Source organism: Embleya sp. NPDC005971 (assembly GCF_040629175.1).
Lineage (GTDB): Bacteria > Actinomycetota > Actinomycetes > Streptomycetales > Streptomycetaceae > Embleya.
The window spans coordinates 93,392-114,024 of the sequence record NZ_JBEXUX010000020.1; the positions used below are offsets into that span (position 1 = coordinate 93,392).

A 20,633-nucleotide genomic window follows, 5' to 3' on the forward strand; every position below is an offset into this window, starting at 1 on the left:
CATGGCGAACCGCCCCGGCGTCGAGCGTGCCGGGGCGGTTCGTCGGTGCCGACGAGCGAGCGTCGACGGCCCCGGTCCTAGCTGAACCAGTGCCGCTTCTTACGGGTGAGCTGGTAGCCCAGGATGCCGAACACGACCGCGACGAAGGTCGCCATCGCGGTCCAGAACCAGCGCGCGTTCGGGCCGTCCATCCAGTCCCACTGGTACCAGTGGTCCTCTTCCTGATCCCAGGCCACCGACCGGGTGTCCGCGGTCTGGCCGCTCTTGAGCACCGAGCCGGCCTTGGTGATCGGCACCAGCGGGTCGGCGAGCCTGCGGTCCGAGGTCGGCACCTGGTCGTCGCCGTCCTTGGTGTCCACCCGTACGGTCACCTTGGTCGCGGCGCCCGTGTCCAGGGCGGGCACGTCCATCGCGGCGATCCGGACGAAGTACATCCCGGGCAGCGGGTCGGTGGACCACGGCTCGGCCCAGTCGCGCACCGTGCGCGGGGTGCAGGTCAGGGCGATCTTGTTGTCGGTCTTCTGCGCGGTGGCGACCTGCTTGCCCTCGACGCACGGCTGCCGCCGGCGCAGGCCGTCGTAGATCTCGATCCGGTAGGTCACCGGGCCGCTGCGCGCATTGCCCGAGGCCAGCTCCAGGTCCACCTTGGCGTGGATCTCCTTGCCCGCCTTGGCCGGGAACTGCCAGTACAGGTACTCACCTTGGGAGGCCGACCAGCGCGCCTCCTCGCCCAGCTCGAGCGTGCCCGCACCCAGGAACGAGGTGCCCGGCGGCGTGTCCTGGTCGGCCATCGCCGGGCCCGCGAACAACGTCACACCCACGAACGCCGCGGCGACCGCCGCCAACGCCCGCTTCATTCCACGGATCGCGCCCGTCATGACATCGCCTTTCCGAGAGCCTTGAACGCGCGACGCAGCCAACCGGCCAACAGCCCGGCGATCAGGCCGAATCCGGCGAGTACGCCGAGGAACACCCAACCCCGGCCCAGGCCGTGCACGTTCGCGGCCTTGCTGTCGGTGGCCTTGACCAGGTCCACCGTCAACTCCAGCGGCAGGCCCGGCTTGGTGGCCACATTCGGCTGCGCGGCGAACGCGTTGGTGACGACCAGGCAGATCGTCTTCGTCTTCGCGTTGTCGCTGTCGGTCTTGTACGGGTAGCGCAGACCGGCGGACTGCACGTCGGTACGGCCGTTGCCGGCACCCGCGTTGCCGACCAGTTCGCGGCCGTCCTCACTGAACGCGGTGACCGTCACGTCGTAGTCGCGCGCGACCTTGCGGTCCGCGCCGACCGTCGCGGTGGCCCGCAACTCCTGGTTGGGCTTGAGCGGCACCTTGTACCAGAGGTGCTGGCTGAACTCCTCGCGGTCGCTGTACACGCCGGGTGCGAGCAACGGCGCGTCCTGGCAGCCGTTCGGGCTGCCCTTGACCGACGCGGGCGTCTCGTCCGCCTCGCGCACCGCGCGCTTGACGATCTGCTGGACCTTCTGCGACAGCTCGTCCGCGTTCAGCACCGAGGTGTAGGTGCCGCCGGTGGCCTCGGCGATGCAGGAGAGCTGACGGCGGGTGTTCTCGTCCGGGACCAGGCCCAGCGTGTCCACGATCAGGTTGAGTCCGGACGCGGCCAACTCGCGGGCCACGTCGCACGGGTCGGGCGGCGCGCAGGTCTCCTCGCCGTCGGTGATCAGCACGATTCGGCGGCTGCCGGCTCCGGTGCCCAGGTCCTTGGCGGCCTCGCGCAACGACAGTGCGATCGGAGTCCAGCCGGTCGGCGCCAACTTGGCGATCTCGTTCTTGATCACGACCTTGTTGGGTCTGCCGACTGGGGCCAGTTGCTGGGTGTCCACGCAACCCTTGGCCTTGTCGTTGCCCGGGTACGTGGCACCCAGCACCCGGACGCCGAAGTCGGCCGGCTCCGGGACACTGTCCACGACCTCGTTGAAGGCCTTCTTTGCGGCGTCCATGCGGGTCATCCCGCCGGCGTCGTTGGCCTTCATCGAACCGCTCACGTCGAGGACCAGCTCGACTTTCGGCGGTGGCCCGGTCGGATTCGTCTCGTCGGCCATCGCGGACGGTGCGGAACCGCCCACGACAGCCAAGGTCGTCAGCAGGCCGATCACACCGGCCCCGACCTTTCGCATCTTGATCGTCACGGGGGAGGATCCTACGGATCTAAACGGCCCGCCGTTTGCCGCTCACCGTAGGTGGATTGACAGCCCGTCAGGCGGTTGGTGACGATTCGTCGGAAACATTCCCGGTCGGTGCCGTCAGGTCGTACAGGGTCACCCCGCCCACGGTGCTCGCGGTGAACGTCTGCTCGACCCAGGTCGAGATGCTCTGCGAGGCGTTGCTGCCGCCCATGCTGCGCATTCCGCCGCCGCCCATGCCGCCACCGGCCCCGCCGCCGATGAAGTAGTGGATGCGACCATCCCTGACCAACTTTTGGAACTCGGCCAGGGTCGGCGACGGGTCGCTGCCGTTGAAGCCGCCGATCGGCATGACCGGCTTCCCGGTGGCGAGTTGATATCCCGAGGCGCTGTTGGAGCCGACCGAGGCGGCCACCCACGTGTAGTCGTCGCTGTTCTTCTTCAGGGCGGCGACCACCTCCCTGCCGGGGGTGCTGCCGTTGAGCAGGCCGCCCATGCCGCCCCCGCCTGCGCCGCCGCCTCGGCGCGGCGTCGTTCCGGGCGGAACGGCGCCGTTGCCCGGAGTGGTTCGCTGCCCGCGCGGACCGGCCGTACCGTCGGGGGTCTGCCCGTTCTGCCCGGGAACGCCCTGGAACGGCTGGGCCCCCTGGCCGGGTTGCGCGCCCGGGGCTTGCCCCGGCGGCCCGCCCTGGACCCCGCGCTGCCCGTCCCCGAAGCCGCCCGGTCCGCCCGGTCCGCCCGGCCCACCGGGCCCACCCGGTCCGCCGCGCCCGAAGCCCATGCCCGCCGGGCCCGCGCTCGGGATCGACCCGCCCTTGGCGGTGGCGACGGTGTCCCACGTGTACGCCGCAGGCCCCGCCAGCAGCGCCGCCACGGACACCGCGGCGGCCACCGGCGCGAGCCCACGCAGCGCGACGAACGCGGCGCCGAACACGGCCAGTGCGCCGAGGATTCCGCCGACGAGCACGACGTGCCGCAACCACGGATGCCAGTCCGGCGTGCGGTCGAGCAGGTGGTACGACCACCACGCGCCCACCGCGACGGTCACCGCCGCGACCGCCGCGGCGCGCGGATCGTGCCGCCGTTCCCACAGCAGCGCGGCCCCCATCGCCACCACCGCGGCGATCGCCGGGGCCAACGCGATGTTGTAGTAGGCGTGGAAGATGCCCGCCATGTAACTGAAGACCAACCCGGTGGTCAGCAACCAGCCGCCCCACAACACGATCGCCGCCCGGGCCGGATCGGTCCGCGGCGCGCGCCGGGTCGCCCACAGACCCACCACCAGCAGGATCAGCGCGGCGGGCAACAACCAGGAGATCTGGCCGCCCATTTCGGCGTTGAACAGCCGGTCCCACCCGGTGGCACCCCAGTTGCCGCCGCCACCGCGCGGCCCTCCGCCGCCGCCCACGCTGCCGGTCTCGTTGCCGTTGAGCCGGCCGAGGCCGTTGTAACCCAGCGTCAGTTCGAGGATCGAGTTGTGTTGCGAGCCGCCGATGTAGGGACGGGACGATTCCGGCCACAATTCGACGATCGCGATCCACCAGCCGCCGGCGACCAACAACGCGAGCCCGGACCACAGCAGTTGCCGTACCCGACGCCAGAAGCCGACCGGCGCGCAGACCAGGTACACCAGCGCGAAGGCGGGCACGATCAGGAACGCCTGGAGCATCTTGGCCAGGAACCCGAAGCCCACACACGCACCGGCCAGCAACAGCCACCGGGTGCTCGCGTGCTCCTGGGCGCGCAACACCGCGTATCCGGCGACGGTCAGCAGCAGCACCAGCAGCGCGTCCGGATTGTTGAACCGGAACATCAACGCCGCGACCGGGGTCAGGGCCAGCACGGCACCGGCCAACAGCCCGGCCCAGGCCGGGAATCGGCGCCGTACGGCCAGGTAGAGCACACCGACCGTGGCCACCCCCTCCAGCGCCTGCGGGACCAGGATGCTCCACGCGTTGACGCCGAAGACCCGGGCGGACAGGCCCATCACCCACAGCGACGCCGGGGTCTTGTCGACGGTGATCGAGTTGCCCGCGTCCGAGGACCCGAAGAAGAACGCCTCCCAACTCTGCGTCCCGGCCTGAACGGCGGCCGAATAGAACGAGTTCGCCCAGCCCGAGGCGCCCAGGCCCCAGATGTACAGCAGACCGGTCCCGATCAGCAGCGCGAGCAACGCGGGGCGCACCCAGGGCGCATCCGCCTCGCGTCCGCGAGCCAGTCGGGCGTACCAGGGCCGTCGCGTCGCCGCGCCGCTCCCGGGCACCGGGATGGGCAGCGGAGCCACCACGGCGGTCATGCGTCCTCACCTGCCGAATCGATCGAACCGACCGGAGCGACCGAGCCGACCGAGCCGACCGAGCCCGACGAGACCGGCGAACCGGTCGACCCCGCCGAACCGGCCGCACCGCGCGTGGCGTTGGACGTGATCGAAGTCACCGAGGCAATCCGCGCGCCCGGGCCTGTCGCGCCCGCCGACCCGGCCGAACCCGCCGACCCGCCCGGATCCGCCGGGCCGCTCGGATCGTCCGGCCCACCCGGATCGTCCGGACCACCCGATCCCAACGCATGCACCGAAGCCACGACTCCCGCCGTACGAAACACCCACACCCGCAGCAGCAGGAATCGCACGATGGTGGCCACCGCCCCCGCCACGACCAGCGCGCCCACTTCGACCCCCCGCGCAGGCCGCTGCACGGCCCCGTGCAGGGCGCCCAGCGTCGCGCTGCTCAACGCGAGCCCGACCACGAAGGCCAGGCCGCCCTGGGCCTGATGGCGCCACACCCCGGCCCGCCCGCGTACCCCGAAGGTGAACCGGCGGTTGGCCGCGGTGTTCGCGATCGTGGTCATCGTCAGGGCCAGCGCGTTCGCGGCCAGCGGACCCATGTCACCGCGCAACAGGACGTACAGCAGCAGGTGCGCCAGCGTGCTGACCAGCCCGATCAGCGCGAAGCGCGGGAGTTGCACGCGCATGGACGCCGGCAGCCGCGCGTCGCGCACCCGCGCCGGGACCGACACCCGGAACGTTCCCGCCGCGATCCGCCTGGCCACCCGCGCCATGCCGCGCAGATCGTCCAGCGCGGTGTGCCACACGTCGACCCGACTGTCCGGGTCGTCGATCCAGTCCACCGGGACCTCGTGGATGCGCAACCCGTTGCGCTCGGCGAGCAAAAGCAGTTCGGTGTCGAAGAACCACTCCTCGTCGTGCACATGCGGCAGCAACGCCTGCGCGACCACCGTGCGCGCCGCCTTGAAGCCGCACTGCGCGTCCGAGAAGTGCGTCGCGAACACCCCGCGCAGCAGCAGGTTGTAGGACCGCGAGACCACCTCGCGGCGCGGCCCGCGGACCACCGCCGCCGAACGGGCCAGTCGGGTGCCGATGGCCAGATCGCTGTGGCCGCTGACCAACGGCGCGACCAGCGGCAGGAAGGCGTCCAGGTCGGTGGACAGGTCGACGTCCATGTACGCGACCACGTCCGCGTCGGACTCGGCCCACACCTTGCGCAGCGCCCGGCCGCGACCCTTGCGGTCCAGGTGCACCGCACGTACGTGCGGCAGTTCGCGGGCCAGCTCGCGGGCCACCCGCCAGGTCGCGTCGGTGCTGGCGTTGTCCGCGATGACGATGCGGAAGGCGTACGGGAATCCGCCGAGCAGATAGGCGTGCAGTCGATGCACGCTCGCGGCCAGGACGTGTGCCTCGTTGTACACGGGCACCACCACGTCCACGATCCGCGTGCGAATCGGTGTCGTCAGGCTCATGCCGCGACGGTGTCGAGACGGCCTGGGAGCCGTCTGAGGCGTTTCTTAAGGCGGGATGAGAATCGATGTGCGGCCGGAAACCGGGGTAGCGCCGGCAGTCGGCCGGATGGGGGCTGGCGCGGACGGCCGTGGGATGCGAATCTCGCGTTTCGAGACGCCGATGCTGCCGATCGCAAGACGGGCGCGGCGCGACACAGCGATTCGGAGGTCGGATGAACACCTCGGCGGGTAGCTCAGTGGGCGCGGATTCCGCGCAACCGTTCGTGGAGGCCGTCGAGATCCCGGCCGGGGAATGGGTCTTCAACGCCCGAGTTGCCGGACCGGCGAACGGCCGCCCGGTGTTGTTCCTGCACGGGTTCCCGCAGACATCCGCCTCCTGGACGGCGCAACTCCTGGGCCTGGCCCGGGCCGGCTACCGGGCGATCGCCTTCGACCAGCGCGGCTACTCGCCAGGCGCCCGGCCGCCCCAGGAATCGGCTTACGGGCGCGACGAGTTGGTCGGCGACGTGTTCGCCGTACTGGACACGCTGGGCCTGTCCCGGGTGGATCTGGTCGGGCACGACTGGGGCGGCGCGCTCGCGTGGCAGGTCGCGGGGTTGCGGCCGGAGCGGTTGCGCACGCTGACCGTGGTGTCCACGCCGCACCCGGCCGCACTCGCCGCGGCGGTGCGCGACGACAGCAGCGGGCAGCGGGAACAGTCTTCGTACATCAACCTGTTCCGCACCCGCGGGGTCGCCGAGGAGAAGCTGCTGGCGGACGACGCGGCCTACCTGCGGGCGGCGTTCGCCTCGCTCCCGACCGAGATCACCGAACGCTACCTCGCGGTGCTGCGTGAACCGGGCGCGCTCACCGGGGCGTTGAACTGGTACCGGGCGATCGACCCGAAGGTGCTGCGGGACATCGGCGAGATCGAAGTCCCGACCCTCTACGTCTGGAGCGACCGGGACACGGCGCTCGGACGCACCGCCGCCGAGGCCACCGCCGCCTCGGTCGCAGGCCCATACCGCTTCGAGGTACTCGCCGACGTCGACCACTGGGTCCCCGAGAACGGCGCGCAAGCCCTGACCGCCCTACTACTGGAGCACCTGGCGGCCTTCCCCCGGGAGTGACCCGCGCTCCGCCCGGTCCCATCGTCGGGCCCGGGCGGACCCGATCACAGTCGGGACCATTCTGCGCCGTGTTTGCCATCCGCGCTCGAAGCACCAAGTGGGCTCCATCACGGCGCTTTGCGCGCCCAGGGGAAGACGACGTCGTCGTGCCCGAACCTGGGCAGCAGGAAACGCCACGCCTCATGACGCGATGGAGTCGCCGGAAATACCTGGACCCTGATCGCCTGTTCCAGTTCGATTCGCAGATCCCCGATTTCAGCGACGGCGATGGAAAGGATGCGTGGTTTTGCGCGGCTCAGGACACCTTCGACGACTTCCGCCCCACGGTCGTACGCATACTCCTGTTCCCGGTCCGCAGATGGAGGGGAACCTTCGGGTAGGCGTCGATACAGGTCCTCGGACCCAAGCACGATCCGATTGCCTTGCAACAAGCGGAATGGACATTGAATATGCAACGCATATGCGCGGCCGGTTCGAGCAGGTCCGCCGTCCGTCGTCGTCAACGGGACCTCGTCTCCGAACCCGAGGGTTGCCATGCTTTCAAACCTGCCGATCTCGTGAAATGTCAGACCGACCACGCGTTGCAGACTCTCATTCACCCGCTCCAGTTCGAAGCTCATTGCCGCCCTCCTCCAAACATATGCCGGACTTCAGCCAAGACGCCTTGATAGCCGTAGCCCTTCCCGGAGATCTCATGATGCACGCGCTCCACTTCCGCAGGAGTCAGTGTGCGACCAATCTCACCTTGCACGACTACGATGGCGTCCCTGGCTTGTTTGTTCTGCCTCTCGTGGTCTTGGGTGGTGTCGTATCCATCGCCGTCCCCGTTACCTGGATCCCAGTCGGGAATAGGGAATGAATAGGGCTCGTCATCGGGTGATCCCGTGCCGCAGTGAATGAGACCGAGAGGGTCCTGAAGTGTGAGCGGATTGGTCACATAGCCATGGTTGTTGTGAGCCGCCGCAAGCCCTAAAGGGTCGGCAGATTGGTAGGATGCGATCTCTGGTCGATAATATCGGAACAGATTATAGCTCGAATCTGTTTCGGCATCATAGTACTGACCGGGGAATCGAAGAAGGCAAACGACGTCTGCGGCCGCCTCGGTGGACGCTCCCCACAAGCTCGGCCGTGAGCGCCAGGAAACCTCACTGGTCGAGGACACCAATTCGGTGGGTGTGCCGACCAAATCCGTGAGGATCGCGTAGAAACGTCGGTCTATCTCGTCCTGAGTGGAGTGCTTGAAATCGGTTTGGGTCAGCGGGCGGTGGGTTCCCGGCGCGTAGTCCCACGTGGTGACTTCACCTGCGTTCGTCGACTGCTCGGCGAGTCTATTGCCGTCCCAGGTGAAAGAAATTCGCTCACCGAGTTCCTGGTCGTCGACGATCCGTCGTTTCTCGACCCGACGCCCGAGGGGGTCGTATGTGTATTTCCACTGCTCACCCGCCGGTGTCACAACGTGGGTCAGACGGTCATCGGCATCCCACGAGTACCGCCAGACTCTACTTTTCCCCGACAAGGTTTTGCGTGTCACACGGGCGATGCGTCCTTGATCGTCGTGAATATAGTGGGTGCGGCCGGCGCGGCGGACCAATGTCCCTTTAGTCTCCCGACCACCTTGATCGTGGTTATCGGAACCCGGCCAGAATGCATCCGTGACGTTGCCGATCGCATCGTATGCGTAGCGTTCCGACCAGTTGTGGCCGTGGACTGCGGTAACCCTCCCCATCTGGTCGAGATCATAAGTACGAATTCCGGTCGCTTGATCCTCCAATGATGTGACGAAGCCATCCGCGCGATAGCTGTACTCGCGATGGGTAATCCGCTCGGGCGCCCCGCTTGGATCCAGAGTAGCGATCAGTTTATTTTGTTCCGAGCCGGCGCTGAGGGATTGAGTTCTCAATCGTCCTGCGATATCCCAGGTTGTGGCGAGGTTGAGACTCGAACCGAAGGCTCGCCCGACTTCACGGCCCGCCTCATCGTAAGTAAAAACCATCGTCTCGTCCGCCGTGGTCAGCGCGACCGGCCGACCAGCGGCATCCCAACGCCACTCGGCGATTGCGCCGTTCGGGGTTTCGCGACGCGTACGCTGTCCTACTTCGTCATATGTGTTGGCCAACACATGACCGTTGCTGTTCTCTTCGACGACTCGACCGGCCATGTCGCGTTTCAAGGCAAGATGCACGTCGCGGTTTGTCGCTTGGATCAGGCGGCCGCAGGCGTCGTACGCGAAGGTGGTGGTGTGCCCATCGGCTTCGAGCCGCTGGGAGACCAAGCGACCCATTGTGTCACGAGCGTACGAGACGACCTCGGCTGCGCCGTTGCTGCGCAGAATCAACCGGCCCGATGGATCGTGGCGGTAGGTGATTTCCCGGCCGTCGAAGTCGGTCTCGGCGATCAGGCGACCTCCCGGGTCGTATTCGTACGTCCAGGTCTGTCCGTGTGGGTTGGTGACCTCGGTCAGTCGAAGCTCGGTGTCGTAGGCAAACTCGTATCGCACTCCATCGGGGTCGATCCGGGCCGCAGGTAAATCGAAGTGAGCCACCTCGAAGCGGGTGATCCCTCCCACCGCGTCGCACTGCTCGATCAGGTTTCCTTCGCCGTCCCAGATCCACGTCTGGTGTGCGCCGTCCGGGCCTTCGCGCCGGCAGGGTCGGCCCTCGGGAGTCCAAGCTTGGCGGGTTACCGCGCCGTCGGGTGCGGTAGTGGCAACCACCCGGCCCCAGGCATCACGTTCGTACGTCGTGACGCCACCTGACGGATCGACCATCCGAGTGAGCAGACCAGCGGGGTTCCGCGTCATCGTTGTGGCGGCCCCGAGTGAGTTCGTGGCAGATGTGATGGCGCCGTATTCGTCGACATCGAAGACCGTGGTGTTTCCGGTGGAGGTTGTTGAAGTGAGAAGATTTCCTCGTGCCGAGTATGTATACAACCGAACCGAATCCCCGGGACCGGTCACCCGAACGGGGAGACAAACAGGCCCGTCATACTCCGTGGTTATCTGCGTGCCGTCGGGGCGCTCGATGCCCAGCACGTTGCCAAGGTGGTCGTATGTGTATCGGGTTGTGTGCCCGGATCGGTCCGTGACGGCGAGGAGTTGGTGCCATTGGTCCCACTTCTTGACGACGGTGTGGCCGATCGGGTCGACTATTCGCTCGACCTGTGACCACTCGTTGTAGGCGTACTTGCTGATGTCGCCGAGGGAGTTTGTGTAGTAGGTGACCCGGTACGTGTCGTCGTAGCGGAAAGAACCGCTCAGGTATCCGTCGGACCCGCACGCACGTACGCACCGACCTGCGGAGTCGTACTCGTAGTGATACTCGGTTCCGTTGCGATCGCACCACGAGATCATCCGGTGTTCGTCGTCGTAGGTGAAGCGCTGGGCCGCACCGCTGGAGTCGAACACCTCCGTCAGGTCGCCCCGCTCACTGTACCCATAGCGCACCAAAACCAACTCGTCGCCCGCAGACGGAAGATGACTCTCCGGATGTGTGTCGAGCAGGCGCAGGGTGACGATCCGACCCATTGCCGTGTCCACGGCGATTTGGTAGCCGCCGTTGTGTCGGACCCCGATGAGGGTGCCGTGGTCGTCGTATTCGATTGCGATGGCGTTGCCGTTGCGATCGATGATGGATTCGAGGAGGAAGATCCTCGTGTTGGCGATTGGGCGGAACGTCAACCCCAGACCGAGCTTCGGTTTGCCGATCACGACCGCTCCGTCCGGCTGACCGTCCCAGGCCAGTGGCCAGCGCGAGCCGCCGTATGGAAGTACGAATCGGTCCGGCTCGGGCATCGGATACCGCAGGGTCACTCCGTCGGCGGACCGGAAGACGACCCCGTCCTGGTCGAACTCCACATGCTGGTCGAGTACCGATGCCCACGATGCGCCGAAGTGGCGGCCGTGGCGGTAGGAGGATCGGTGATCGCGCCCGAGCACGAGTGGTAGCACACCCGCCAATCGCAGATCGATCTGCGTCAACGACACCTCGCCGGTGACCGGATCGACGGGATCCCCGCAGGACTCACACGTCTCCTTCGGGCGGTCCTTTTTGCTCAGATCGACCGGATCGGGGGCGTCCGGTCGGGCGATTGTCACCGCCTTGCTGCCGCCGCCTGTCAGCACCGAGATGAGCAGGTCGGGGGCGGTGAGACCGAGGGCTCGTGCCGGGTTCTTGCTCCACTCCTCCCAGTTGACCGCGTCCTTCGCGAACCCCACGGGGTCGCTGAACGCCTGTTGGTAACCGGCAGCGATCTGCTTGAGGTCCGTCAGGTAGGCCCCGGGTTCCGCGTACAGCCGGCCCGGGTTCAGCATCGCGGCCGTCTCCACCAGACCGACCACGCTGTCCTTCGCACCGCCCCCGAAGCTGGTGAGCGCTGTGGTGATCGGGTCACCGCCGCTGGGTGCCGCCTGGATGCCCTTGTCGATGCTCTCGGTGAAGCTCTCCTGAGCGTCCTTGAGTCGGGCCCGGATCCGGCCCAACTCCTCCTCGGCCTCTTTGAGTCGTTCCTTGCCCAAGTCCTTGTCGGGGGTCGACGGGGCCACGTTGTTGTTCCGGGCGGTCTCGCGGTCGATCTGCCACTGCGCCGACCATGCGCGCGCCGCGTTTGCCTCCGGGATTACCCGCGCCGCGACGTCTGCCTGCGCCTGCCGCAACGCACCCGCATATCCGCGCAACGCGTTCGCCGCATCGGTGAAATGCCGAACGGCCTTGTCCAGGGTCTTCGGCAGATCCTCCATCTGGCCGACGAACCCCTCGGCAGCCTTGCCGCCCCACTCCTCAATCTTCGCCATGGGCCGCATTCGACCGGCCGCGTCCGCCGACGAGGTCGAATACAAGGCGAACGTATCCGCCAGCGTCTCCAGGACACTTGCGTCACCCGGGATCAGGTCCGTGACGACCGGGCAATCGGGAATGCTGTTCTTGCCCACAGAGCCCACCCCTACTTCGCCGCAGGCGCGGCAGAAGCCGGCGGAGTCTGGCCGGCCGGGGGAACCGGCGGGTTCGGCGCGAGCGGATTCGGTTGCCGAGGGATCCCGGCGTTCTGTGACAGCTGCTCGAGGGGCCCGGGCGGAACAGGGACGAACCCCTGCTGCGCCTGATGCTCGGCCAACTCGTAGTTGGCAACCACCTGTTGGAGTGCTGCGGCGATCGCCGACCCCTGCTTCACCACCACACCCATGGCATGACCCCACTCATGGACGAAACGCCGCACGCCGTTCGTCACAGGATCCGAACCGCACCGCTCGACCCCGGCCGCGATCTGGCCATCGTCCTTCCAGATCCGATCCGCCACCTGCAGCGTTGCGATCAACGGATCCACAGTCTTTCGCAGATGATCCACAGTGACCTGAAAGCTTCCGCCGCCACCGTCCGGCACCGCGTCAACCATGAATAGTCGCCCCCAGCACAGAGTCGAACAAGGATCCGGTAACTCTAATGGAGTCATCGGACACGTCCCGTAAGGTTTTTGCTCCCGGGGCAGCGTGCTCGGGTGTGGTGTCAGGGGCGGCGGGTGTTGTCGGGGTAGCGTGGGTGTTCGGGGAGGCCGAAGTGCTCACAGGGCATCTCGAAGACATGGTGCGGCAAGGTCGGAGACCGGCGAGCAGCGCGGCCATGCGATCGTCGGGGAACTCAAGTCCCGCAGTAGCGGGCGGATCGCCCTGCCGGGTGGGGCCGTCCACCCGGCGCTGCGCTGCCTGGAGGGTGCGGCCTGATCGCCGGCCGCCGGTCCGTACACGGCGGGCGTTGCCGCAGCTACGAAGTCGCCCGGGTGGGTCGTCGGGCACCAACCGAAGAGCGTTCCTCGTGGCGGGAGTTCACCTCGGTGCCCTCCGATGTCCTGGGGGCGGAGCCGGGATGGGCCGAGACGTCGTGACCGGGATCGGTAAGCGGACCGGCCCGGCCGAGGGCGCGTGTCGCGCCGGTGCCGAGTGGGGATTCGCGATCGTGGTGGCCGAGGCGTACGACGGGGCAGTCCAGCGAGGCGGTGTGCACTGCGTGGCCACGACCTGGCGTTGGCTGCGGCGGTGAGCGCGGCCATGGGAACCGGCGGGCAGGGTCGGCAAGGGCCGTTTTGGGATGTGGTGGCGGGGCGGGTGGCGCCGCCGCCGGCGGCGTTGTTGCTCGGGTGGGAGTTGGTCGAGGTCGATCCGGAGCGGGGCACCATCGAGGTGGCGTTCGCGGCCGACGAGCGGTTCGTGAACCCGGTCGGGGTGATCCAGGGCGGCTTCCTGGCCGCGATGCTCGACGACACCCTCGGGCCGGCGCTGGTCGCCACGTTGCCGCCGGACCGGTTCGCGCCGACGCTCGACCTGCACGTGCAGTTCCTGCGGCCCGCCCGCCCCGGCCGGCTGTTGGGACGCGGGCGGATCGTGCAACGGGGCCGGGAGGTGTGCTTCCTCGCCGGTGAACTCGTCGGCTCCGACGGCAAACCGGTGGCCGTGGCGACCGCGACCGCATGCATCCGGGTGGTCGGTCAGGCCCCGTCCGGCGGATCCTGACGGATCGGGCCGGGTCGTCCGGAGCCGGGCGGCGCGCCCCACCAGGATCCGCCGGACAGGGCCCGGCGCCCCCCGGACGGGGCCCGCGCTCACCCCGGCGTGCCCGGCAGCCGTATCCGCGCGATCGTGCCGGGCCCGTCGGCGGCCGGCTCCAGGGCCACCGTGCCGCCCGCCTCGGCGACCGTGCGGGCCACGATGGCCAGCCCCAGACCGGAGCCGGGCAGGCCGCGGGCGGCGGGCGCGCGCCAGAAGCGCTCGAAGACGTAGGGGACATCGGCGGCGGCGATCCCGGGCCCGTGGTCGCGCACGGTGAGTTCGCCGTCCCGCAGGCGCACCGACACCGTGGCCTCGGCGCCGGAACCGCCGAACTTGAGCGCGTTGTCCAGCAGGTTGACCACCGCCCGCTCCAACGCCGCCGGCTCGCCCCGCACGAACCAGGGTTCGATCTCCGTCTCGATCCGGGCATCCGGCGCCCGCAACCGGGCCCGCTCGACCGCGCGTTCGATCGCGATGTGCAGCCCGGCACTCGTGCTCGGCGGCGTGCTGGGCACGTGCTCCGGGCGGGCCAGCAACAGCAGGTCGCCGACCAGGTCGGAGAGTTCGACCAGTTGCGCCTTGACGTTGTGCAGCAGGCGCTCCTTGTCGGCGCTCGGGATCGGCCGTCCGCTCTGCTCGCTGCGCAACAGCAGGTCGGTGTTGGTGCGCAACGACGTGAGCGGCGTGCGCAGTTCGTGCCCCGCGTCGGCGATCAGCCGCTGTTGGCGCAGCCGGGACGCCTTGAGCGAGGCGGTCATCGCGTTGAACGAACGGCCCAGACGCGCGATCTCGTCCTTGCCCGCGACCGGGATCACGATGTCCAGATCCTCGGTGCGGGCCACGTGCTCGGCCGCCTCGGTGAGCCGGTCCACCGGCCGCAGCGCGGCCCGCGCCACCAACAGGCCCAGCGTCGCGGCGCCCAGGATGCCGATCGCGCTCACCACCGCCAGCCACACCGCGAGGCTGTCCAGCGAACTCTCGATCTCGGCCAGCGGTCGGGACACCGACACCGCCGTATCCCGACTCACGTGCTGCGTCATCACCCGGACGTGCTTGCCGTCCTTGGCCGTCGCGTCGTGGAAGACCACCTTGTCGTCCTCCGCCGCGTTCGCCGCCGCGACCTCCTTGTCCGCCGCGTGCACCGGCACCGGGGCGACCGGGTCGGTCGTGGTGCCCAACTGCGTGCACGACCACCCGTCGGCCCGGACCACCTGGTAGGTCAACAGGCCACGCTGGAACGGCGGTGCGGGTCGGCCGCAGATGTCGGCGATGGTGGCGCTGGGCCCACCGCGCGGGTTCATGAACGGCGTCCCGGTGGCGGCCAGCGTCCGGTCCATCTGCTCGCGGAGCTGATTGCGCGTCAATACCCAGCAGGTCACCGCCGCCGCCGCGACGGCGAGTGCGACGGCGAGCGCGGTGAGCAGCGCCAGGCGGGCGCGCAGCGGCAGGTGACGATGCATCAGGCCGGCGTCTCCGCCGCACGCAGTACGTAGCCGACGCCGCGCACGGTGTGCACCAGTCGGGGGAGCCCGCCCGCCTCGGTCTTGCGGCGCAGGTACATCACGTAGACGTCGAGCGAATTGGACGCGGGCTCGAAGTCGAACCCCCAGACGTTGCGCAGGATCTGCTCCCGGGTCAGCACCTGACGCGGGTGGGTGAGCAAGAGTTCCAACAGGGTGTACTCCGTTCGGGTCAGATCGATCGGCCGGCCCGCCCGGGTGACCTCACGCGAGGCGGTGTCCATCCGCAGGTCGGCGAACGCGAGCGCGTCGTCCGCCGTCTCGGTCGGGCCGGACATCGCGCTGCGCCGCAGCAGCGCCCGTACCCGGGCCAGCAGTTCGTCCAGCTCGAACGGCTTCACCAGGTAGTCGTCCGCGCCCGCGTCCAGCCCGGTGACCCGGTCGCCGACCGCGTCGCGGGCGGTGAGCATCAGCACCGGGAGCGTGTCGCCCCGGGCGCGCAGTCGCCGGCACGCGGTGAGGCCGTCCATCCGCGGCATCAACACGTCCAACAGGACCAGATCCGGCGCGTCGCCGGCGATCGCGCTGAGCGCGGCCACGCCCTCGTCGGCGAGGGTGACCCGGTAGCCCTCGAAGCGCAGGCTGGATTCGAGCGCCTCGCGTACGGCGGGCTCGTCGTCCACGACGAGGATGTGCGGCGTTCCGGTGTCGGCGGCGGGCGTCATGGCGAGCGGCTCCTTCATTCGGCGGACCCGGGGATCGATTACTGCGGGTGGCCCCACGGTCGCACGCGGACACCCTCCGTGTGGACTCGGCACTATGCGTGTCGTGCCAATGTGCGCGCTGGACATGAAAGGAACATGAAAGCGACGCCGTTCGATCGAAGGTGACCCGCTCATGTGAGGATCTAGGGCCACGGCACCAGTATCGCGAGCGGCAACTCCCGCCGGTCGCGGCGCTGGGCCCGCGCGACCCGGTCACCCCCGGCCGTCGCGCCGACCGCCCCGAACCCGGAGGAGAACCGTGGACGCCGAGCCGGCACGCATCAACCTGGACGCCGAACCGGAACACCCGACGCCGACCGACGACCCGGCGCGGATGACCCTGGACGACGGGATCGCGACCATCACCCTGGACTCGCCCGCCAACCGCAACGCACTCTCCGCCCGCCTGGTCGCCCGACTGCGGCACCACCTGGCCGAGGCCGGCGTGGACGAGCGGGTGCGCGCGGTGGTGCTCACCCACACCGGACCGACCTTCTGTTCGGGCATGGACCTGCGCGAGGCGGCCGAGGGCGGCATGGCCCAGGGCGCGGAGCAACTGCTCGCGCTGCTGCGCCTGGTGGTGGAGGTGCCGGTGCCGGTGGTCGCGCACCTGCGCGGCAACGCGCGCGCGGGCGGCATCGGTCTGGTCGGGGCCGCCGACCTGGCGATCGCGCCCGCACAGGCCACGTTCGCCTTCACCGAGGCGCGGTTGGGGCTCAGCCCGGCGGTGATCTCGCTGACCACGGCGCCGCGGATGGACCCGCGCTCGGTGTCGCGCTACTTCCTCACCGGCGACGTGTTCGACGGCGTCGAGGCCGAGCGGATCGGGCTGCTCACCCGCGCGGTGGACGGCGTCGCCGGCGCGGACGACGCGGTCGCGGCGCTGGTCGCCTCGTTCCGACTGTGCTCGCGCCAGGGGCTGATCGAGTCCAAGAAGCTCACCACCGGAGCGCTCCGGGCCGGCTTCGATCGGGACGGTCGGGCCCTCGCGCAGCGCTCCGCCGAGTTGTTCGCCTCCGCGGACGCGACCGAGGGCATGGCGGCCTTCCGGGAGAAGCGCGCGCCGAAGTGGGTGACCGGGTGAGCGAACACCCGCGGGCGCCGCGTCGGCCGGGCATCGGCGGGCGGTACGTGGTGACTTCGGCCGATTCGGCCCGGACGAACCGGTGCCGCGGGTGAACGAGGGACTGTTCCGGCTGCCCCGGAAGCGGGTCGAACTCGCGCCCGGGGCCTGGCACGTACCGGACTGGCTCACGCTCGACGAGCAGCGCGAACTGGTGGTGGCGGCGCGGGCCTGGGCCGCGCCGCCGGCCGGTATGCGGCACGTGGTGATGCCCTCGGGCGGCGTGATGAGCGTGCGCAGCGTGTGCCTGGGGCTGTACTGGGAGCCGTATCGCTACACCGAGCAACTGCCCACCGGCGAGCGGGTGAAGCCCTTTCCGCCGCTGCTGGGCGCGTTGGCCCGGCGGGCGGTGGCCGAGGTGTACGGATCGAGCCCGAGCGACCCGTACGACATCGGCCTGGTCAACTTCTACGACGCGAACGCGAAAATGGGCCTGCATCGGGATGCCGACGAGGACTCGCCGGCCCCGGTGGTGTCGCTGAGCATCGGCGACACCTGCGTGTTCCGCTTCGGCAACACCGAGACCCGCACCCGTCCGTGGACGGACGTGGAGCTGCACGGTGGCGACCTCGTGGTGTTCGGCGGCCCGTCCCGGCTCGCCTACCACGGGGTGCCCAGGATCCGCCCCGGCACCGGGGATCCGGCCACCGGCCTGGCCGGCGGGCGGCTCAACATCACCATCCGGGCATCGGGTCGACCCGGCCGATGACGGCGCGTCCCCGAGGCCGCCAAGCCCGCTCGCCGCACCCACCCTCGGGTCGCCGCGCCCGGCCCCGCAGTCTCTGCCCGTGGGACGGGGTTGACGGATCACGCCCGGGAAGGGAACTCTCGTACGAGTAACCGAACGGAGTCGGTCGATCACCCCTCGGATTCCTCGGGGGAGTCCGGGTCCACCACGAGGCATCGTCGCGGCTCGAACAGGGCCGACCGGGCGAGCCGTTGGGAGCGTCATGTCGTCGCAACGCCGTCGGGTCGGTCCGCTCATCGCCTTGAGTGCCGCGGCCCTGGTGGCATGTGGCGGCCCGGCCCGGTATCAGGCGGTGGTCTCGGCGTCGCCGGCGGCCGCCGCCGGCCCGTGCCGGTCCGCGGTCGCCCGCGGGGAGTTACCCGGGTGGGCGCGCTCGGGCCTCGCGCCGGGGGCGTCCGCCCCGCACGTGTTCGGCGCGCGCGGGGAGATCGTCGCGATCCTGCTCGGCTATCCGTACTCGGCCCCGGCCAAGCCCGGCCGGCCCAGCAGGATCCTGTGGGCGGCCCGCCCGGGCCCGACCGACGACGACCGGCCGAGCCGGGCGCTGCACATCGAGGCGACCCTGGTCGGCGGCAGCCACTTCGTCACCCGCGAGCTGGCGAACGGCCCCGGCCCGGCCGACATCGACCTGCCCGCGCCCGGCTGCTGGCACCTGGACCTGTCCTGGTCCGGCCGCACCGACGCGGTGGACATCCCGTACGAGGTCGGTTAGGCCAACCTCCGGCGGCCCCCTCGCCGCTAGGGCGTCGCCGCCGCCGCGAGGGCGCCCAGGGCCATCCGGTGCAACATCGGCGCCAGGATGCGCTGCGGGGTGCGCAGGGTGTGCGGGGTCGAGTTGATCAGGCCGAAGGCCGCGTGCACCGCCGCGCGCGCCTCGCGGTCCTCCAGTCGGCCCGGATGGGCCTTGAGGGCGACGTCGACCCAGATCTCCACGTACGCGCGCTGCACCCGGCGGATCCGGTGCCGCTCGGCCGTGGGCACCTGGTTGAGCGCGTGGTCGTGCAGCGTGATCAGGTCCGGGTGGCGCAGCGCGAAGTCGACCTGCCCCTCGATCAGCGCCGCCAACGCCTGCGCCGGATCCTCGATCGCGGCCCGCTCCCGCCCCCTGGCCAGGAGTTTCTCGCTGATGTCGACCAGCAACTCGGTCAGCATCGCCTCCTTGCCCCGGAAATGCTTGTACAGCGCGGGGCCGCTGATGCCCACCGCCGCGCCGATGTCGTCCATGCCCACGCCCTGGTAGCCGCGCTCGGCGAACAGTCGGGCTGCCACCTGCAGGATCTGCTCTCGACGGCTCATGGTCATGTGTCCATGCTAGACACTCGGATTAACCGTGGTTAACCTCGGGGGCAGGTGAACGCAGGTTAACTTGAGGCGGTGTCATGGAGAGCGTGCTCGGCACAGCCGCCGACCCGGGGGCGAAGACGTACCGGGCCAACGCGGAGGCACACGAACGCGCGGTCGGCGAGCTGCGCGACCGGCTGGCGGCAACCGCCCTGGGCGGCGGCGAACGCGCCCGGGAGCGGCACACCGCGCGCGGCAAATTGCTGCCGCGCGACCGGGTGGAGGCGTTGCTCGACCCGGGCACGCCGTTCCTGGAGGTGGCCCCACTGGCCGCCGACGGCATGTACGGCGGCGACGCGCCGGCCGCCGGGATCATCGCGGGCGTCGGCCGGGTGGCCGGCCGCGAATGCGTGATCGCGGCCAACGACGCGACCGTCAAGGGCGGCACGTACTACCCGATGACGGTCAAGAAGCACCTTCGGGCGCAGGAGATCGCACTGGAGAACCGGCTTCCGTGCCTGTACCTGGTCGACTCCGGCGGCGCGTTCCTGCCGATGCAGGACGAGGTGTTCCCCGACCGGGACCATTTCGGGCGGATCTTCTTCAACCAGGCGCAGATGAGCGCCAAGGGCATTCCGCAGATCTCCGCGGTGCTCGGCTCGTGCACCGCCGGCGGCGCGTACGTGCCGGCGATGAGCGACGAGACGGTGATCGTGCGCAACCAGGGCACGATCTTCCTCGGCGGCCCGCCGCTGGTGAAGGCCGCGACCGGCGAGGTGGTCAGCGCCGAGGACCTGGGCGGCGGCGACGTGCACGCGCGCATCTCCGGCGTGGTCGACCACCTGGCGAGCGACGACAAGGACGCGCTGCGGATCGTCCGCGACATCGTCGGCACCCTCGGCGACCGCCCGCAACTGCCGTGGGACGTGCGCGAGATCGAGCCGCCGGCGGTCGACCCGGCCGGGCTCTACGGGGTGGTCCCACCCGACGCGCGCACACCCTACGACGTGCGCGAGGTGATCGCCCGGATCGTGGACGGCTCGCGCTTCCACGAGTTCAAGGGCGAATACGGCACCACGCTGGTCACCGGGTTCGCCCGGATCCACGGCCACCCGGTGGGCATCGTCGCCAACAACGGCATCCTGTTCGCCGAATCCGCGGTCAAGGGCGCGCACTTCATCGAACTGTGCGACCAGCGCGGCGTGCCGCTGGTGTTCCTGCAGAACATCACCGGCTTCATGGTCGGCAAGGACTACGAGCACGGCGGCATCGCCAAGCACGGCGCCAAGATGGTCACCGCCGTGGCCACCACGCGCGTGCCCAAGCTGACCGTGGTGATCGGCGGCTCGCACGGCGCGGGCAACTACTCGATGTGTGGCCGCGCGTACAGTCCGCGCTTTTTGTGGATGTGGCCCACCGCCAAGATCTCGGTGATGGGCGGCGAACAGGCCGCGACCGTGCTCGCCACGGTCAAGCGCGACCAGGTCGAGGCGAGCGGCGGGAACTGGACCGGCGAGGAAGAGTTCAAGCAGCCGATCCGCGACCAGTACGAGCGGCAGGGCAACGCCTACTACGCGACCGCGCGGCTGTGGGACGACGGGATCATCGACCCGCTCGACACCCGCACCGTGTTGGGGCTCGCGCTGACGGCGTGCGGAAACGCGCCGCTGGCGCAGCCGCAATTCGGTCTGTTCCGGATGTGAGGGGTCACGAC

17 protein-coding genes are annotated in these 20,633 nt (G+C 69.6%); 7 read left to right on the plus strand and 10 right to left on the minus strand.

Going from position 1 to position 20,633, the window contains the following annotated elements; all coding sequences use genetic code 11:
- Positions 1–77: 77 nt before the first annotated feature.
- The 4 genes from ABZ374_RS19660 to ABZ374_RS19675 form a co-directional block, all read right to left on the minus strand.
- Positions 78–878 (minus strand): peptidase, encoded by an 801-nt coding sequence (locus ABZ374_RS19660; protein ID WP_360312642.1) that lies wholly within the window; start codon positions 876–878, stop codon positions 78–80.
- Positions 875–2,149 carry a VWA domain-containing protein gene (locus ABZ374_RS19665; RefSeq protein WP_360312644.1) on the minus strand — a complete coding sequence of 425 codons (1,275 nt, stop codon included), beginning with the start codon at positions 2,147–2,149 and terminating at the stop codon, positions 875–877. Before ABZ374_RS19665 ends, ABZ374_RS19660 begins: the two co-directional genes overlap by 4 nt.
- Before the next feature lie 67 nt (positions 2,150–2,216).
- Complete coding sequence (locus ABZ374_RS19670; protein WP_360312646.1) at positions 2,217–4,439, minus strand: glycosyltransferase family 39 protein; 2,223 nt, start codon at positions 4,437–4,439, stop codon at positions 2,217–2,219.
- Positions 4,436–5,899: a bifunctional glycosyltransferase family 2/GtrA family protein gene (locus ABZ374_RS19675; RefSeq protein ID WP_360312648.1), complete on the minus strand. Its 1,464-nt coding sequence runs from the start codon at positions 5,897–5,899 to the stop codon at positions 4,436–4,438. Before ABZ374_RS19675 ends, ABZ374_RS19670 begins: the two co-directional genes overlap by 4 nt.
- A gap of 212 nt (positions 5,900–6,111) precedes the next feature.
- Here ABZ374_RS19675 and ABZ374_RS19680 point away from each other — a divergent pair, with 212 nt between their 5' ends.
- Positions 6,112–7,008 (plus strand): alpha/beta hydrolase, encoded by an 897-nt coding sequence (locus tag ABZ374_RS19680; protein WP_360312650.1) that lies wholly within the window; start codon positions 6,112–6,114, stop codon positions 7,006–7,008.
- Between the two features lie 107 nt (positions 7,009–7,115).
- Here ABZ374_RS19680 and ABZ374_RS19685 read toward each other — a convergent pair whose 3' ends face one another.
- Genes ABZ374_RS19685 through ABZ374_RS19695 form a run of 3 tightly spaced genes read right to left on the minus strand, consistent with a single transcriptional unit; the run spans position 7,116 to position 12,396 of the window.
- The gene (locus tag ABZ374_RS19685) at positions 7,116–7,628 is read right to left on the minus strand and encodes a hypothetical protein (RefSeq protein WP_360312654.1); all 513 of its coding nucleotides are present in this window, start codon (positions 7,626–7,628) and stop codon (positions 7,116–7,118) included.
- Complete coding sequence (locus ABZ374_RS19690) at positions 7,625–11,935, minus strand: DUF6531 domain-containing protein (protein WP_360312656.1); 4,311 nt, start codon at positions 11,933–11,935, stop codon at positions 7,625–7,627. The genes ABZ374_RS19685 and ABZ374_RS19690 overlap by 4 nt, the downstream gene beginning before the upstream one ends.
- An 11-nt stretch (positions 11,936–11,946) precedes the next feature.
- Positions 11,947–12,396: a hypothetical protein gene (locus tag ABZ374_RS19695; RefSeq protein ID WP_360312658.1), complete on the minus strand. Its 450-nt coding sequence runs from the start codon at positions 12,394–12,396 to the stop codon at positions 11,947–11,949.
- 467 nt (positions 12,397–12,863) lie between these two features.
- On the opposite strand from ABZ374_RS19695, the gene ABZ374_RS19700 reads away from it, so the two are divergent.
- Both ABZ374_RS19700 and ABZ374_RS19705 read left to right on the plus strand, forming a co-directional pair.
- Positions 12,864–13,037, plus strand: a complete 174-nt coding sequence (locus ABZ374_RS19700) for a hypothetical protein (protein ID WP_360312660.1) — start codon at positions 12,864–12,866, stop codon at positions 13,035–13,037.
- Entirely contained in the window at positions 13,034–13,507 is a 474-nt protein-coding gene (locus ABZ374_RS19705) for a PaaI family thioesterase (RefSeq protein WP_360312662.1), read from the plus strand. The genes ABZ374_RS19700 and ABZ374_RS19705 overlap by 4 nt, the downstream gene beginning before the upstream one ends.
- A gap of 89 nt (positions 13,508–13,596) precedes the next feature.
- On the opposite strand, the gene ABZ374_RS19710 is transcribed toward ABZ374_RS19705, so the two are convergent.
- A complete protein-coding gene (locus ABZ374_RS19710) occupies positions 13,597–15,003 on the minus strand; it encodes a HAMP domain-containing sensor histidine kinase (RefSeq protein WP_360312664.1) in 1,407 nt (468 codons plus the stop codon).
- On the minus strand, positions 15,003–15,728 hold the full coding sequence (locus ABZ374_RS19715; RefSeq protein ID WP_360312666.1) for a response regulator transcription factor: 726 nt from the start codon (positions 15,726–15,728) through the stop codon (positions 15,003–15,005). The genes ABZ374_RS19710 and ABZ374_RS19715 overlap by 1 nt, the downstream gene beginning before the upstream one ends.
- A gap of 298 nt (positions 15,729–16,026) precedes the next feature.
- Between ABZ374_RS19715 and ABZ374_RS19720 the strand changes: the two genes are divergently transcribed.
- From ABZ374_RS19720 to ABZ374_RS19730, 3 genes are all read left to right on the plus strand, one after another.
- Positions 16,027–16,851, plus strand: coding sequence for an enoyl-CoA hydratase family protein (locus tag ABZ374_RS19720; RefSeq protein WP_360312668.1), 825 nt, complete (start codon positions 16,027–16,029; stop codon positions 16,849–16,851).
- 91 nt (positions 16,852–16,942) lie between these two features.
- On the plus strand, positions 16,943–17,599 hold the full coding sequence (locus ABZ374_RS19725; protein WP_360312670.1) for an alpha-ketoglutarate-dependent dioxygenase AlkB: 657 nt from the start codon (positions 16,943–16,945) through the stop codon (positions 17,597–17,599).
- Positions 17,600–17,840: 241 nt separating this feature from the next.
- Complete coding sequence (locus ABZ374_RS19730; protein WP_360312672.1) at positions 17,841–18,350, plus strand: hypothetical protein; 510 nt, start codon at positions 17,841–17,843, stop codon at positions 18,348–18,350.
- Between the two features lie 26 nt (positions 18,351–18,376).
- On the opposite strand, the gene ABZ374_RS19735 is transcribed toward ABZ374_RS19730, so the two are convergent.
- A complete protein-coding gene (locus ABZ374_RS19735) occupies positions 18,377–18,940 on the minus strand; it encodes a TetR/AcrR family transcriptional regulator (protein WP_360312674.1) in 564 nt (187 codons plus the stop codon).
- Between the two features lie 77 nt (positions 18,941–19,017).
- On the opposite strand from ABZ374_RS19735, the gene ABZ374_RS19740 reads away from it, so the two are divergent.
- Positions 19,018–20,622: a carboxyl transferase domain-containing protein gene (locus ABZ374_RS19740; RefSeq protein WP_360312676.1), complete on the plus strand. Its 1,605-nt coding sequence runs from the start codon at positions 19,018–19,020 to the stop codon at positions 20,620–20,622.
- Positions 20,623–20,633 lie beyond the last annotated feature (11 nt).